Consider the following 14,359-nt stretch of genomic DNA (forward strand, 5'->3'; position numbering starts at 1 on the left):
GGGGCATGCACAGGATTTAGGCTAAGCGTCTGTTTTTTTCACCCAATGGTAGAACCGATGCGCATTCTCAAAGGCAATTCGCTTTGTTTCCGCAAATTCGGCCGCTTCTTCATCTGCGCCCCATTGTTCTATTTGCCAATCTTCATCGATTCTCGAAATGTGCCACAGATCCTCAATCGGTCTATGTTGGTGCGACGCGGCCAATCCAATCACAAGCGAGCCCGATAGCGTGACAAGGTCATGAAACGCTGCCAACTCAAACGCCGTCATTTTATGCACGGGGTGCGCAAGTCGCGTCAACGCTTCAGCCTCTTGAGCGACATACATAACGCCCTGCCCCGTCGCCAACCGCGCCCCAAAGGTGGAATGCGCCCAGTCGAGCAACGGGTCCCAAGCATCTTTCTGGCGTGCAATAAGGCCAGTGGGCTGTTCAGCACGGTAGCACAGCAAGTCAGTTTCACCATATGCACAAAGCATATCGGCGACGTCTTTGTGCTGGCTTGCCACTTTATCGATGGCCGAATTCGCATAGCGCGTCGCGGGCATTGTCAGAGGGTCAATAACCCCGTCTTGCGCATCCCACTCCTGCGCAACCGCTGTTGCCAAGTCTTTGGACGGCATGACAAGGGCCGACTTCCATGGCGTCTTAATCGCACGACCGTCCAGCGCTACGCTGTAGCCACCATCGGCTTTTACAACTTGGGTTTCCGTCCAGAACCGTTTTTGTGCCCATTCACTCATCACTGATCCTCAAAAGGGTCGGCAGGGACATCGCGGGCATCCCAACCAAATGTATCCCATGTGCGGGCCATATGATCTGGCAACGGTGCGGTCAGGTTCAGACGTGCGCCGGTCATCGGATGGGTCAAGGTCAGCGAGCGTGCGTGCAAGTGCAGCTTTTTGCTGATCTCACCACCAAGCTGCGCGCCCCACCCATCGCCTAGGTTTTCCTGCCCGCTGCCGCCGTATTTGCCATCGCCCACAATGGGGTGGCCCAACTCTGCCATATGCGCCCGCAACTGGTGGGTGCGCCCTGTAATCGGGACCAAAGCACACCACGCGGCACGGCCACCCAAACGGGTTAAAACCGCATAATCAGTATGCGCGCGTTTGGCATCTGTATCATGCTGCACGTCATCGGGGTGCAGACAGATCATCTTCTCACCTTCACCGCTGCGCCCGTGACCACCAGCCTTTTTCAAACCGTATTTGATCGAACCCATCGAAGGATAAGGCACGCCCGCGACAATCGCCCAATAAATCTTGCGGGTTTCCCGGCTTCTAAAAGCGCTTGTGAAGGCCTGCGCGGCATCACGGCTGCGTGCCAATAGCAATATGCCAGAAGTGTCTTTGTCCAGTCGGTGGATCAAACGGGGCTTTTCAAGAAAACCGAATTTGAGCGCTTCTGAAAGCCCGTCCACGTGACGTGTCTGTTTACTACCACCTTGGGTGGCAAGGCCCGCAGGTTTGTTCAAAGCGATGATATGATCATCGCGGTAGATCACGCAGGACTGGATCAGCTTCTCATCATCTGCACTGACCTTCGGTTTGGGCACGTTGACGACAGGCTGGCTGTCGCTATCGGGAAGCGGCGGGATACGCACCTCTTGGCCGCTCATCACGCGGCTTGATGATTTCACGCGGCCACCATCCACACGCAACTCACCCTTGCGACACATCTTCTCAATGCGCCCCTGTGCAAGATACGGGAAGCGCTTGCGCAGCCAGCGATCCACACGCTGATCACCCTCATCCGGTCCAACTGTAATCTTCTGAACGCCACTCATGCCCAAAGCCCTCGTGCTAAAAATACCCCACCTGCAAGACCCGCAATCGACAGAATAACCGAGGCGCCAACATAGGTGATTGCTGCGCCTGTCTGGCCGCGTTCAAACAGTGTGAACGCTTCCAGCGAAAAGGCCGAAAAGGTGGTGAACCCCCCTAAGATCCCTGTCATCACAAAGGGATTGATATGCTCAAATCCCTTATGAAACGACCACACGACAAACAGGCCCATAAGAAACGATCCAATGACATTCACCGCCAGAATTGCGACCGGAAAGGCATCACCCGCCCGCACAAGCTGTGCCGATATGACAAAGCGGAGGGCTGCGCCAATCGCGCCGCCAAGCGCAACAAGAAGAGTCGTTTGAAACATCGCTGCGTCATGCGGCTGTTGCCTGTCGTTGTCAACTGTCACGCTTGGTCCGCAGCTTTACAAAATAATCCACGCGCTTTTTGAGTTCGCGTTCAAACCCACGTTCGACAGGCTGGTAAAAGACCGGACGTTTCATCTCATCGGGAAAATAATTCTGGCCTGAAAAGCCGTCTGGCGCATCATGGTCGTAGGCGTAACCATCCCCATATCCCTGATCTTTCATCAAAGACGTTGGCGCATTCAGGATGTGTTTGGGTGGTAGATTGGACCCTGTTTGTTTGGCGCTTTTGCGGGCCGCTTTATATGCCACGTAATTCGCGTTCGATTTAGGGGCCAAGGCAATGTAGATCACCGCCTGTGCCAGCGCCAATTCACCTTCGGGACTGCCAAGGCGTTCAAACGTGTCCCATGACTGCAAGCAAACGGCCTGTGCCTGAGGGTCTGCCAACCCTATATCTTCCACAGCCATACGCGTCAGGCGACGGGCCAAAAAGCGGGGGTCCTCGCCCCCTTCGAGCATACGCGCAAACCAATACAGCGCCGCATCGGGATCAGACCCGCGCACAGATTTATGCAAGGCGCTTATCAAATTATAATGCGCATCACCCGACTTGTCGTATTGGGCCGCACGGCGCATCAAGCGTTTGCCAAGTTGCTCTGGCGTCAGCTTGGTTTCGGTTTGCCAAGCGGCCACCTGCTCAATCAGGTTCAGGGCTGCGCGCCCATCACCATCCGCCATTTCCAGCATCGCTTCACGCGCTTCGGCGGTCAGGGGCAGCTGTTTGCCAAGTTCGGCTTCTGCGCGTTGTGTCAGCAATTCCAGATCGGCCAGCGACAGGCGCTCCAGCACCAAAACTTGCGCGCGGCTCATAACCGCTGCATTCAACTCGAAAGACGGGTTTTCCGTGGCTGCCCCCACCAACAAAATGGTCCCGTCTTCCATATGCGGCAGGAACCCGTCTTGCTGTGCTTTGTTGAAACGGTGGATTTCATCAACAAACAGCAACGTGCCTTTGCCGTTTTGACGACGCAGCTTTGCGGCCTCAAACACCTTGCGCAGGTCAGGCACACCGGTAAAAATCGCACTGATCTGAACAAAATGCAGATCGGTTTCATCAGCAAGAAGGCGCGCGATTGTCGTTTTTCCAACACCGGGCGGCCCCCAGAAAATGATCGACGATAAGCTGCCAGAGGCCAACATAGTTGAAAGCGGCGCATCGGGGCCCAGGACCTGGTCCTGACCGATCACATCAGACAACTTTTGTGGCCGCAAGCGATCTGCCAAGGGGCGCGGCGCAGTATCCACAGCGCTGTCAGATGTATCAAAAAGATCAGCCATGCCACACCCTACCCTGCCCCTTGAGACGCGAAAACCCCGCCTGCAACAGACGGGGTTTTCAAATTCGACAAGACGCCTTGCTTATTCAGCAGCAGCTTCTTCTGCTTCGAGACGTGCACGGTCTGCCGCACCTTTGGCGTCGCGGTCACGATCAACGAATTCGATGATCGCCATTGGCGCCATGTCACCGTAACGGAAGCCTGCCTTCAGCACGCGCACATACCCACCTTGGCGGTCTTTGTAGCGTGGACCCAGAACGTCAAAGAGTTTTGCGACGTATTGGTCTTGCTTGAGACGGCTGGCCGCCAAACGGCGGCTGTGCAGATCGCCTTTTTTGCCAAGTGTCACCAGCTTTTCGATGGTGCGGCGCAATTCTTTGGCCTTTGGCAATGTTGTTTTGATTTGCTCATGTTCGATGAGCGAGCCTGCCATGTTCGCGAACAGCGCCTTGCGGTGCTCGTGTGTGCGATTGAGGCGGCGGTAACCTTTAGCGTGACGCATTTTCGTATCTCCTAATTATGCTTTGTAGCGAGGGTCTGATGCGTGTCAGCCCTTCAAATTGGGGCGGGATTGCCCAGGGGGTTAAAGTAAGGTGGATCATGATCCACCTTACCTGTTTGATTTAGAAGTTATCTTCGAACTTCTTGGCCAGATCTTCGATGTTGTCTGGTGGCCAGTCCTCGACGTCCATGCCGAGGTGCAGCCCCATGCCCGACAACACTTCTTTGATCTCGTTCAAAGACTTGCGGCCAAAGTTTGGCGTGCGCAGCATTTCTGCTTCGGTTTTCTGGATCAGATCACCGATGTAGACGATGTTGTCGTTCTTCAGGCAGTTTGCCGAACGAACCGACAATTCCAACTCGTCCACTTTCTTGAGAAGCAGCGGGTTGAACTCAAGACCGTCATCTTCTTGTGCCGCCGATGCGCTTTCAGGCTCATCGAAGTTCACGAAGATCGACAGTTGATCCTGCAGAATACGGGCTGCAAAAGCGACCGCGTCGTCTGGTGTGATCGAACCGTCTGTTTCCAGCTTCAAGGTCAGCTTGTCATAATCCAGAACCTGACCTTCGCGGGTCGGCTGGACGTCATAGCTGACTTTCTTGACAGGCGAGTAGATCGCATCAATCGCCATCATGCCGATAGGTGCATCTTCTGGCTTGTTCTTGTCAGCAGACACGTAGCCTTTGCCAGTGTTCACGGTCAATTCCATGAACACATCAGCACCATCGTCGAGGTGACAGATGATGTGGTCTTTGTTCAGAACTTCGATGCCGGCGCTTTCCGAAATGTCGCCAGCTTTGACAACACCGGGGCCTTTGGCCTGGATCGAAACGCGCTTGGGCCCTTCGACGTCCATGCGGATCGCAACGCCTTTGAGGTTCAGAATGATGTCAGTGACGTCTTCACGCACACCAGCCACACTCGAAAACTCATGCAGCACGTTATCAATCTGAACGGCTGTGATTGCAGCACCTTGCAACGACGACATCAGAACGCGGCGCAGCGCGTTGCCAAGTGTCAGGCCGAAACCACGCTCAAGCGGTTCCGCAACAACAGTCGCCTGACGCGACGGATCGTTGCCGGGCTTTACGTCCAGCTGTGTGGGTTTGATCAGCTCTTGCCAATTTTTATGGATCATGCGTCCCTCCATTCTTGCGTGCTCTCCATGTTCCGAAAAAGAGCGCGCTCTCGAGGATTAAAATGACGAAAGGCAGGGCCGCCCAAACGAACGGCCCCACCGAGAAAACGATTTGTTAAACGCGGCGGCGCTTTGGTGGGCGGCAGCCGTTGTGCGCCATTGGTGTCACGTCACGGATCGATGTGATGTTGAAACCAACAGCAGCCAATGCGCGCAATGCGCTTTCACGCCCCGACCCTGGTCCCTGCACTTCAACCTCAAGCGTTTTCACGCCGTGTTCTTGTGCTTTTTTGCCAGCATCTTCTGCAGCCATCTGAGCCGCGTAAGGTGTCGATTTACGCGACCCTTTAAAGCCCATGGTGCCTGCCGACGACCATGCAATTGCATTGCCTTGAACGTCCGAGATCAGGATTTTTGTGTTGTTGAACGAGGAATTTACGTGGGCAACGCCCGCTGCAATATTCTTGCGCTCTTTTTTCTTAGTGCGTGTCTTATCACGTGCCATTGATCAGACCCCCCTTATTTCTTCTTACCAGCAATGGCCTTCGCAGGGCCTTTGCGAGTGCGAGCATTTGTGTGGGTGCGCTGACCGCGGACGGGCAGGTTACGACGGTGGCGCAGGCCACGGTAGCAACCAAGGTCCATCAGGCGCTTGATGTTCATCTGACGCTCACGACGCAGGTCACCTTCAACGGTGTAGTTGGCGTCAACGTATTCACGCAGGGCCAGAACTTCGGCGTCCGACAACTCGTTGACGCGACGTGCGGCTTCGATGTTGTTGGCTTCACAGATTTCTTGAGCGGATGTGTTACCGATGCCGGTAACGTAGGTAAGGGCGATCACGACGCGCTTGTTCGTCGGGATGTTAACGCCGGCAATACGTGCCAATGTTTGTCTTCCTTTTACGTTGCGGGTCCGTAGTTCCAGACCCTTTTTTCACAACATCAGACAGAACCAATAGAGGGGCGTCTTATGTCATATTCGAGGTGATACTATGCAAACGCACAGCGACTCGGCCCGACTCAGTGTTGGGCAGAGATGGCGTTAGCTAGGTGGATTTAAGGCAAGCGTCAAGAGGGGTTTCAGGCTTTGCCCATAACCGCAGAAATATCCGCTGCGACGTCCTCAATTGCGCCAAGTCCATCAACCGAGGAAAGCGCGCCTTTGGCGTAGTAATACCCGATCAGCGGCGAGGTCTTTTTATAGTATTCCATCAGGCGAACCTTGAGGCTTTCGGCATTGTCATCGGCACGTGCTGTTCCGCCAGCGGCGACAGCTTCGGCCGCGCGACCAACGATACGGTCTACAAGCACCTCGTCGTTCACTTTCAACTCAATCACGTAATCCAGCGTCAGTCCCTTCGACGCCAGTAGCTGACCCAAGGCATCGGCCTGCGGAAGCGTGCGTGGGAACCCATCAAAGATGAAACCACCACCCTGCGCGCCATCCAGCTTTTCCGAGATCAGACCAATTACGATTTCATCGGTCACAAGTTCACCCGCATCCATGATCGCGGCGACTTTCTTTCCCATTTCTGTGCCAGAGGTCTTGGCCTCGCGCAGCATGTCACCTGTCGACAACTGGATCATGTCGCGTTCATCAACAAGCCTTTGGGCCTGTGTTCCTTTGCCGGCACCCGGAGGCCCAAGAAGAATGATGTTGGTCATGATGCGAAGTCCTCCCAGATATGGCATCGGTCCTATTGAATCGGACACAAAAACGCCCCTGCCCTTTTGGTCGCAGGAGCGTTTATCTTTTTTGTTATTTGCGAACCGGACTGCGGCGTTTGCGTTTGCCCTTACCGCCTTTGCCACTGAGCTGCGATTTTTCGATCAGCCCTTCGTATTGGTGCGCCAGCAAATGGGACTGGATTTGTTGGACTGTGTCCATCCCGACGCTCACGATAATCAGGATCGATGTGCCACCGAAATAGGCGGTGATCTGCAGGTTGGATCGGATCATCTCTGGCAACAAACACACCAATGCCAGATACCCCGCCCCCAGAACCAACAGCCGCGTCACGACGTAGTCCAGATACTCAGCCGTTTTCTTGCCGGGGCGAATACCGGGGACAAAGCCATTTTGGTTTTTCAGATTGTCCGCCACGTCCTCGGTCTTGAACGCCACGTTGAAAGTGTAAAAGAACGTAAAGAAGATAATCATCGCCGCAAAGAAGATCAGATAGAGCGGCTGACCGGGGCCAAAGTAGGCAAGAACAGTCGACATGATCGGGCTGGTCTGATTGCCGCTGAACGTGGCCAATGTGGTTGGCAGCAACAACAGTGACGACGCAAAGATTGCGGGAATAACGCCCGCGGGGTTAACCTTAACAGGCAGGTGGCTGGAGCCGCCATCATAGACCTTCATCCCCACCTGTCGACGCGGATACTGGATGGTGATCTTTCGAAGCGCCCGTTCCATAAAGACCACAAAGGTCAGGGTCGCCGTTATCATAAACAGCACACCGACGATCACGGCAGGTGTCAGCGCGCCCGACCGACCTTGGCTAAAGAACTGCGCAAAGGCCAATGGAAGCTCTGCGATAATGCCCACGAAGATGATCAGCGAAATACCGTTGCCGATGCCACGTGCGGTGATCTGCTCACCAAGCCACATCAGGAACATCGTGCCGCCGACCAAAGTGATGACGCAGCTTGCGCGGAAGAACCAACCTGGATCTGTTACCAAATCCCCCGCTTCCAGCGATACAGCAAGACCGTAGGCTTGGAACGTCGCCAGCACCACAGTGCCGTAACGGGTGTATTGGTTGATCTTTTTTCGTCCTTGCTCACCTTCTTTCTTCAGCTGCTCAAAATGCGGCACCATAGCAGTCAGAAGCTGCACAATGATCGATGCCGAGATATAGGGCATGATGCCAAGCGCGAAGATGCCCATGCGGCTTAGCGCGCCACCCGTAAACATCCCCAAAACGCCTGCGATGCCGCTGGCCGCTTGATCCATAAACGTGCGCAGGCTGTCTGCATCAATCCCGGGAACAGGGATATATGTCCCGATGCGGTAAACGATCAGCAGACCGATGGTGAAGAAAATCCGTTGGCGCAGCTCGGTCGCTTTGCCAAGCGCACCCCAACTCATGTTCGATGCCATTTGTTCTGCTGCTGATGCCATGTGATCTGGTCTCTTTTATGCGTGCGCCGCCAGATCGGTCTTCCCGATTGGCGGCGCTTGGAAAACTATAGGGAATGTAGGGGCGCCAAGGCGCCCTCACAACCTCTTATTCAGCGTCCGCCTTGGACTTTGCTGGTGCTGTCACGGTCAATTTACCGCCTGCTTTCTCAACGGCTGCAATCGCGCCTGCGGATGCGCCAGTGACTTCAGCGGTGATTTTGCTTGTGATCTCGCCTTTGGCAAGGATGCGGACACCATCCAATTTGCGGCGCACAGCACCCGACGCCACAAGGCTGTCTTCGGTGATCGAACCTGCGTCCAATTTGCCTGCGTCGATATACTTCTGGATGATCATCAGGTTGATAACCGCGAATTCCTTGCGGTTCGGCTTGTTGAAGCCGCGCTTAGGAAGACGTTGGTAGAGGGGCATCTGGCCGCCTTCATACCCTTTGATCGCCACACCCGAGCGTGACTTTTGACCTTTGATACCGCGGCCACCGGTTTTACCCATGCCAGACCCTGGACCGCGACCAATGCGCTTGCGCTTTTTGGTGGCACCTGGGTTGTCGTGCAATTCATTGAGTTTCATATCGCTTCTCCTTTGCCGGAAGCGCCCCCGAAGCGAATTGGGCGAACACGGCATTACAGGTTTGATTCTACGCGGCCAAAGGCCGGCCACTGGCGGCGTATAGACGACGGTGGGGGATGGGGCAAGTGCCTTGGGGCGATCAACTGCCAAAGGGTGGCTGCCGCGGGTCAGGTTTCCCATACTTTTCCAATTTGTGTGTTTCTGCAAACGTAAGCGCGTCCAGACGTATTTTGAGCGGACAGTTTTTTTGAAGAATGGCCAGTGTTTTTGGCCGCATTTTTTTTGGGGGGTTTTCCCCAACCAAAGGATAGTTCGATGAATGACGGTTTAATGGGTTTTGACCCAACTCTTTTTTGCGGCCTGATCGCCGCGGGGCTTAGCGTTTGTGCGTTTGTCCCTTATATTAAGAACACACTTTACAACTGCACACGTCCTCACAAAGCGTCATGGCTGATCTGGACCGTTTTGGCGTCGATTTCATTAGCTTCCCAAATCCAGGAAGGGGCAGAAGTGTCGCTTGGGTTTGCAGGGGCGCAATGGGCTGGAACGCTCGCGGTTTTTGTCCTTTCCGTTAAGAAAGGCTATGGAACCTACCTCACTTTGCAAGATGTTGGCGTTCTAATTGCAGCTGCGACAGGGATTGCGCTTTGGTTTGTAACCGATAGCGCAGTTTATGCATTGCTGATCTCAATCACCGTCAGCTCGTTGGGCGGGCTGATTACAATCCGAAAAGCCTATGCTGCGCCAAAAAGCGAAACGAAAGCCACGTGGAGCATGTCTTTGGTGGCATCTCTTTTTGCGATCGTTTCAGTGGGAGCACTTGATTGGATTTTGCTCGCCTATCCGCTTTATCTTTTGGCACTCAACAGCGGTATTCTTTTGGCGATGCACTTGAGCAGTGCGCGCAAGATCACGACCGTCTACGCAGCCGAATGAAAAACGCCCCACCAACTGGCAGGGCGTTTTGAATTTCAACCGTAAGGTGGATCATGATCCACCTTACCTGACAGGCAGTTAGCCTTTTTCTTCGATGATCTCGACCATGTGCGAGATTGAATTCACCATACCGCGCACGGAAGGGGTGTCTTCAAGCTCACGGGTCTTGTGCATCTTGTTCAGGCCCAGACCGATCAGCGTTTGGCGCTGTTTGGCGGGGCGGCGGATTGGCGAGCCAATCTGCTTTACAACAATTGTTTTAGCCATTGGTCAGATCTCCTTACGCATCGGCTTCGGCAGGTGCCGGAGCGTCGGTTTTTGGAAGGATATCAGCCACTTTCTTACCACGGCGCTGTGCCACCTGACGGGGGCTGCTTTCCTTGGTAAGGCCGTTCAATGTCGCGCGGATCATGTTGTAGGGGTTTTGCGAGCCGATCGACTTAGCGACGACGTCTTGAACACCCAACATTTCAAATACCGCACGCATTGGACCACCAGCGATGATGCCCGTACCCGTTGGTGCCGTACGCATCACCACTTTGCCTGCGCCGTGACGGCCAGCCATATCGTGATGCAATGTGCGACCTTCGCGCAGCGGCACGCGGATCATCTGGCGTTTGGCTTGCTCAGTGGCTTTGCGAATGGCCTCTGGGACCTCTTTCGCTTTACCCTTGCCAAAGCCAACACGGCCCTTTTGGTCACCGACTACCACCAAAGCAGCAAAGCCGAAGCGCTTACCACCTTTTACGGTTTTCGATACACGGTTGATCGCCACCAGACGGTCGGCGAATTCGGGGGTTTCATCGCGATCGCGACCTTTGCCCCGACGGTTTTCACGTTCTGCCATAATCCGTCTCCTTAGATCTTCAGACCATTTTCACGGGCAGCGTCGGCCAAGGCCTTCACTTTACCATGAAAAAGGAAGCCGCCACGATCGAAGTATGCTTCTTCGAAGCCAGCTTTCTTCGCGCGTTCTGCGATGGCGGCACCGACTTTGGTGGCCGCTTCGATGTTGTTCTTGCCAACCACGCCCAAGGCTTTCTCCATCGAGGAAGCCGAAGCGACAGTTACGCCGTTCACATCATCAATCAGTTGCACGCTGATGTTTTTGTTGGAGCGATGCACGGACAGCCGAGGGCGCCCTGCGTTCACTTTGCGAAGTTTGTTCCGAACGCGCAGGCGACGCTTAAGGAACAGAGTTCTCTTTGTATTAGCCATATCTGCGGTTCCTTACTTCTTCTTACCTTCTTTGCGGAAGATATATTCATCGACGTATTTGATGCCCTTACCTTTGTAAGGCTCAGGTTTACGCCACGCGCGGATGTTTGCCGCGACCTGACCAACCTGCTGTTCGTCGATACCTTCCACAATCAACTGGGTGTTCTTGGGTGCTGTGACCGTAACCCCATCAGGCACTTCAAACACAACATCGTGGGACAGGCCCAGAGCGAGTTTGAGGTTTTTGCCTTCCATGGTGGCACGATACCCAACACCGTTGATTTCCAGCTCTTTCTTGAAGCCGTCAGTTACACCTGTGACCAAGTTTGCAACCATCGTGCGGGACATGCCCCACTGCTGGCGTGCGCGCTTGGATTTACCACGTGGTGTGACGGACACTGCGCCATCTTCAACGGCCAAAGTCACATCGTCGGTCGCGGTGAAGGAACGGACACCCTTGGGGCCTTTCACTTCAACGGTCTGGCCGTCAATCTTTGCTTCAACACCGGAAGGCAGAGCAACTGGTCTTTTACCAATACGAGACATCTGCTTCCCCTTAGAAGATTGTGCAGAGCACTTCGCCACCAACATTTTTGGCGCGAGCGTTTGCATCCGACATCACGCCGTGCGACGTGCTGACAATCGATACACCAAGGCCCTGACGGACTGTTGGAACATCATTGACACCCATGTAAACGCGGCGACCGGGTTTGGAGACCCGCTTCAACTCGCGAATGACTGGTGTGCCTTCGTAGTATTTCAGGCTGATCTCAAAAGCAGGGTGGCCATCTTTGCCAGTGCTGCTTTCGTACCCGCGGATGTAGCCTTCGTCGGCCAGCACATCCAGAACCCAAGCGCGCAGCTTGGATGCAGGGGTTTCAACCGTCGATTTGCCGCGCATCTGACCATTGCGGATGCGGGTCAACATATCACCGATAGGATCGTTCATAATATCGCTCCCTTACCAGCTCGACTTAACCATGCCTGGGATCTGGCCTTGCGAGCCGAGGTCCCGAAGCGCGATCCGGCTGATCTTCAGCTTACGATAGTAAGCATGAGGACGACCGGTCAGCTGGCAACGGTTGTGAAGACGTGTTGCGGAAGAGTTGCGTGGCAGTTTTGCCAGTTGCAATTGCGCCTTGAAGCGCTCTTCCATTGGTTTGCTTTCGTCGCGCGCGATTTCTTTCAAAGCAGCACGTTTGGCGGCATATTTTTCCACCAGACGCTGACGCTTTTTCTCGCGCTCTACCATAGATTTTTTAGCCATATCTTTATCCTCTCCGCGCGATCACGAATTGAAGGGCATGTTGAAGGCTTTCAACAGTGCCTTTGCTTCCGCATCCGTTGGCGCGGTGGTGCAGATGATGATGTCCATCCCCCAAACTTCGTCAACTTTGTCGAAGTCGATTTCGGGGAACACGATGTGCTCTTTCATGCCCATGGCGTAGTTGCCACGACCGTCGAAAGATTTGCCCGAGATACCGCGGAAGTCGCGGATACGGGGCATTGCAATCGTGACGAAACGATCAAGGAATTCATACATGCGGTCGCCGCGCAGTGTCACTTTGGTACCAAGTGGCATCTCTTCGCGGACGCGGAAGCCAGCGATGGATTTCTTGGCCTTGGTGACAACAGCTTTTTGACCGGCGATGGCTGTCAGATCTTCCTGAGCTGCCTTCACCTTTTTGCTGTCTTTCACGCTTTCAGCGCCTGCGCCGATGTTCAGGACGATTTTGTCCAGACGCGGGATCTGCATGTCGTTCTTGTAGCTGAATTCTTCTTTCAAAGCAGCGCGGATGCTGTCTTTGTAAAGAGCTTTCAGGCGGGGTGTGTAGTTGCTCGTATCAAGCATCGATCACGTCTCCCGTTGTTTTGGCAAAGCGGACTTTCTTGTCGCCGTCCATTTTGAAACCAACGCGGGTTGGTTTGCCGTTCTTGTCTTCAAACGCAAGGTTCGACAATTCGATGGGCATCGCTTGCGGGATGCGGCCACCCTGGCTTGTCTGCGATTGACGTGTGTGGCGGATCGCGATGTTCACGCCTTCCACGATGGCTTTACCGGCTTTGGGGTCGACCGACTGGATCGTGCCAGACTTGCCTTTGTCCTTGCCAGCCAGAACGATGACCTTGTCACCTTTTTTCAACTTAGCAGCCATCTTACAGCACCTCCGGCGCGAGCGAGATGATTTTCATGAAGTTCTTGGCGCGCAATTCGCGAACAACTGGCCCGAAGATACGTGTGCCAATTGGCTCGCCGTTGTTGTTCAGGATAACTGCTGCATTGCGGTCAAAGCGGATGGCTGTGCCATCTTCGCGACGAACTTCTTTTGCTGTGCGAACGACGACGGCCTTGCGGACATCACCCTTCTTAACACGGCCACGTGGAATGGCTTCCTTCACGGATACTACGATGATGTCACCCACCGACGCGTATTTCCGCTTGGACCCACCCAGGACCTTGATGCACTGAACACGGCGAGCGCCGCTGTTGTCAGCAACATCCAGGTTGGTTTGCATCTGGATCATTTGGTTTCTCCCGACCTTTGGGGGGCGATGCGTGCCTTATCCCCAGGGTTTCGATTAATGCCAAAAGGCGTTGGCTTAGTCAGCCAACACCTCCCAACGTTTCGTTTTCGACTTAGGTGCGCATTCGATGATGCGAACTTTATCACCTACGTTGAAAGCGTTCTTATCATCGTGGGCCCGGTATTTTTTGGACTTACGGATGGTCTTTTTCAGAACGGGGTGTGTGAAGCGACGTTCAACAGAGACTGTGACAGTCTGTTCGTTTTGGTTGCTTGTGACGGTCCCTTGGAGGATGCGTTTGGGCATAGGATTAAGCCTCCGACGCAGCGGCTGCTGCTTTTTCGTTCAGAATTGTTTTCACACGGGCTGCGTCACGTTTGACCGCGCGCATACGTGCAGTGTTTTCAAGTTGGCCAGTGGCCTGCTGGAAGCGCAGGTTGAAGCCTTCTTTTTTCAGGTTGGCCAGCTCTTCACGCAGCTGATCCGGCGTCTTTTCACGCAGTTCTTTGGCGTCCATCGGACGTCTCCTTTTCAACATCACCAGAGGGCCCCGTCAGGTCACCCTGATTCTGGTGGAGTGGGTTCGAAGTGCGCCGTATAGGAGGGTTCTGCTTTTCACGCAACCCCCCTATGTTTTCTTAAAGAATAAAGCTGTAGTTAAGACATGGCTGGCCGTATGGCCAGACGTATGGCTCCCCGTATGGCGCGCGCTGGATTAGGGGTTGATTTACGGTTTGGCCTAATCGGGGTTAAACGGGTGCCGCTCTCGACGCTTTTGCACACAAAAGCATCTGCCGCGCACTGGTTCAATATCGCTTGTTGCGA

General features: G+C 54.3%; 23 protein-coding genes. 1 reads left to right on the plus strand and 22 read right to left on the minus strand.

Annotated elements, in window-relative coordinates:
* Positions 1–21 precede the first annotated feature (21 nt).
* The 11 genes from L1065_RS05855 to rplO all read right to left on the minus strand — a co-directional run bounded on the left by L1065_RS05855 (position 22) and on the right by rplO (position 8,854).
* Positions 22–741, minus strand: a complete 720-nt coding sequence (locus tag L1065_RS05855; RefSeq protein ID WP_237094484.1) for an ATP12 family chaperone protein — start codon at positions 739–741, stop codon at positions 22–24.
* The gene (locus L1065_RS05860; RefSeq protein WP_237094485.1) at positions 741–1,787 is read right to left on the minus strand and encodes an RluA family pseudouridine synthase; all 1,047 of its coding nucleotides are present in this window, start codon (positions 1,785–1,787) and stop codon (positions 741–743) included. Before L1065_RS05860 ends, L1065_RS05855 begins: the two co-directional genes overlap by 1 nt.
* Entirely contained in the window at positions 1,784–2,158 is a 375-nt protein-coding gene (gene crcB / locus L1065_RS05865; protein ID WP_237094563.1) for a fluoride efflux transporter CrcB, read from the minus strand. Before crcB ends, L1065_RS05860 begins: the two co-directional genes overlap by 4 nt.
* 31 nt (positions 2,159–2,189) lie before the next feature.
* Positions 2,190–3,497 carry a replication-associated recombination protein A gene (locus L1065_RS05870; protein WP_237094486.1) on the minus strand — a complete coding sequence of 436 codons (1,308 nt, stop codon included), beginning with the start codon at positions 3,495–3,497 and terminating at the stop codon, positions 2,190–2,192.
* A gap of 81 nt (positions 3,498–3,578) precedes the next feature.
* Positions 3,579–3,998, minus strand: coding sequence for a 50S ribosomal protein L17 (gene rplQ, locus L1065_RS05875; protein ID WP_237094487.1), 420 nt, complete (start codon positions 3,996–3,998; stop codon positions 3,579–3,581).
* Between the two features lie 121 nt (positions 3,999–4,119).
* Complete coding sequence (locus L1065_RS05880) at positions 4,120–5,136, minus strand: DNA-directed RNA polymerase subunit alpha (RefSeq protein WP_237094488.1); 1,017 nt, start codon at positions 5,134–5,136, stop codon at positions 4,120–4,122.
* 115 nt (positions 5,137–5,251) lie between these two features.
* Positions 5,252–5,641: a 30S ribosomal protein S11 gene (gene rpsK, locus L1065_RS05885; protein ID WP_237094489.1), complete on the minus strand. Its 390-nt coding sequence runs from the start codon at positions 5,639–5,641 to the stop codon at positions 5,252–5,254.
* 14 nt (positions 5,642–5,655) lie between these two features.
* The gene (gene rpsM, locus L1065_RS05890) at positions 5,656–6,024 is read right to left on the minus strand and encodes a 30S ribosomal protein S13 (RefSeq protein WP_237094490.1); all 369 of its coding nucleotides are present in this window, start codon (positions 6,022–6,024) and stop codon (positions 5,656–5,658) included.
* 194 nt (positions 6,025–6,218) lie between these two features.
* The gene (locus tag L1065_RS05895; RefSeq protein WP_237094491.1) at positions 6,219–6,803 is read right to left on the minus strand and encodes an adenylate kinase; all 585 of its coding nucleotides are present in this window, start codon (positions 6,801–6,803) and stop codon (positions 6,219–6,221) included.
* A 94-nt stretch (positions 6,804–6,897) separates the two neighbouring features.
* Positions 6,898–8,265: a preprotein translocase subunit SecY gene (secY, locus tag L1065_RS05900; RefSeq protein WP_237094492.1), complete on the minus strand. Its 1,368-nt coding sequence runs from the start codon at positions 8,263–8,265 to the stop codon at positions 6,898–6,900.
* Positions 8,266–8,371: 106 nt separating this feature from the next.
* Positions 8,372–8,854, minus strand: coding sequence for a 50S ribosomal protein L15 (rplO, locus tag L1065_RS05905; protein ID WP_237094493.1), 483 nt, complete (start codon positions 8,852–8,854; stop codon positions 8,372–8,374).
* A 315-nt stretch (positions 8,855–9,169) separates the two neighbouring features.
* Between rplO and L1065_RS05910 the strand changes: the two genes are divergently transcribed.
* Positions 9,170–9,790 carry a hypothetical protein gene (locus tag L1065_RS05910; protein WP_237094494.1) on the plus strand — a complete coding sequence of 207 codons (621 nt, stop codon included), beginning with the start codon at positions 9,170–9,172 and terminating at the stop codon, positions 9,788–9,790.
* A 78-nt stretch (positions 9,791–9,868) separates the two neighbouring features.
* Here the strand turns inward: L1065_RS05910 and rpmD are convergent, their stop codons facing one another.
* The 11 genes from rpmD to rpmC all read right to left on the minus strand — a co-directional run bounded on the left by rpmD (position 9,869) and on the right by rpmC (position 14,051).
* Positions 9,869–10,057 carry a 50S ribosomal protein L30 gene (gene rpmD / locus L1065_RS05915; protein ID WP_237094495.1) on the minus strand — a complete coding sequence of 63 codons (189 nt, stop codon included), beginning with the start codon at positions 10,055–10,057 and terminating at the stop codon, positions 9,869–9,871.
* Between the two features lie 13 nt (positions 10,058–10,070).
* Positions 10,071–10,637 carry a 30S ribosomal protein S5 gene (rpsE, locus tag L1065_RS05920; RefSeq protein ID WP_237094496.1) on the minus strand — a complete coding sequence of 189 codons (567 nt, stop codon included), beginning with the start codon at positions 10,635–10,637 and terminating at the stop codon, positions 10,071–10,073.
* Between the two features lie 11 nt (positions 10,638–10,648).
* Positions 10,649–11,008, minus strand: a complete 360-nt coding sequence (gene rplR / locus L1065_RS05925; RefSeq protein WP_237094497.1) for a 50S ribosomal protein L18 — start codon at positions 11,006–11,008, stop codon at positions 10,649–10,651.
* Positions 11,009–11,020: 12 nt separating this feature from the next.
* A complete protein-coding gene (gene rplF, locus L1065_RS05930) occupies positions 11,021–11,554 on the minus strand; it encodes a 50S ribosomal protein L6 (protein WP_237094498.1) in 534 nt (177 codons plus the stop codon).
* A gap of 10 nt (positions 11,555–11,564) precedes the next feature.
* A complete protein-coding gene (rpsH, locus tag L1065_RS05935; RefSeq protein ID WP_237094499.1) occupies positions 11,565–11,957 on the minus strand; it encodes a 30S ribosomal protein S8 in 393 nt (130 codons plus the stop codon).
* 12 nt (positions 11,958–11,969) lie between these two features.
* A complete protein-coding gene (gene rpsN / locus L1065_RS05940) occupies positions 11,970–12,275 on the minus strand; it encodes a 30S ribosomal protein S14 (RefSeq protein WP_237094500.1) in 306 nt (101 codons plus the stop codon).
* Positions 12,276–12,296: 21 nt separating this feature from the next.
* The gene (gene rplE / locus L1065_RS05945; RefSeq protein WP_237094501.1) at positions 12,297–12,860 is read right to left on the minus strand and encodes a 50S ribosomal protein L5; all 564 of its coding nucleotides are present in this window, start codon (positions 12,858–12,860) and stop codon (positions 12,297–12,299) included.
* Entirely contained in the window at positions 12,853–13,164 is a 312-nt protein-coding gene (rplX, locus tag L1065_RS05950) for a 50S ribosomal protein L24 (RefSeq protein ID WP_237094502.1), read from the minus strand. Before rplX ends, rplE begins: the two co-directional genes overlap by 8 nt.
* Position 13,165: 1 nt before the next feature.
* Complete coding sequence (gene rplN, locus L1065_RS05955; protein WP_237094503.1) at positions 13,166–13,534, minus strand: 50S ribosomal protein L14; 369 nt, start codon at positions 13,532–13,534, stop codon at positions 13,166–13,168.
* Between the two features lie 75 nt (positions 13,535–13,609).
* Entirely contained in the window at positions 13,610–13,840 is a 231-nt protein-coding gene (rpsQ, locus tag L1065_RS05960; RefSeq protein WP_237094504.1) for a 30S ribosomal protein S17, read from the minus strand.
* Between the two features lie 4 nt (positions 13,841–13,844).
* Complete coding sequence (rpmC, locus tag L1065_RS05965; RefSeq protein ID WP_237094505.1) at positions 13,845–14,051, minus strand: 50S ribosomal protein L29; 207 nt, start codon at positions 14,049–14,051, stop codon at positions 13,845–13,847.
* Positions 14,052–14,359: the final 308 nt, after the last annotated feature.

Source organism: Nereida sp. MMG025, assembly GCF_021654165.1.
In the GTDB taxonomy this organism is placed as follows: Bacteria; Pseudomonadota; Alphaproteobacteria; order Rhodobacterales; family Rhodobacteraceae; genus Nereida.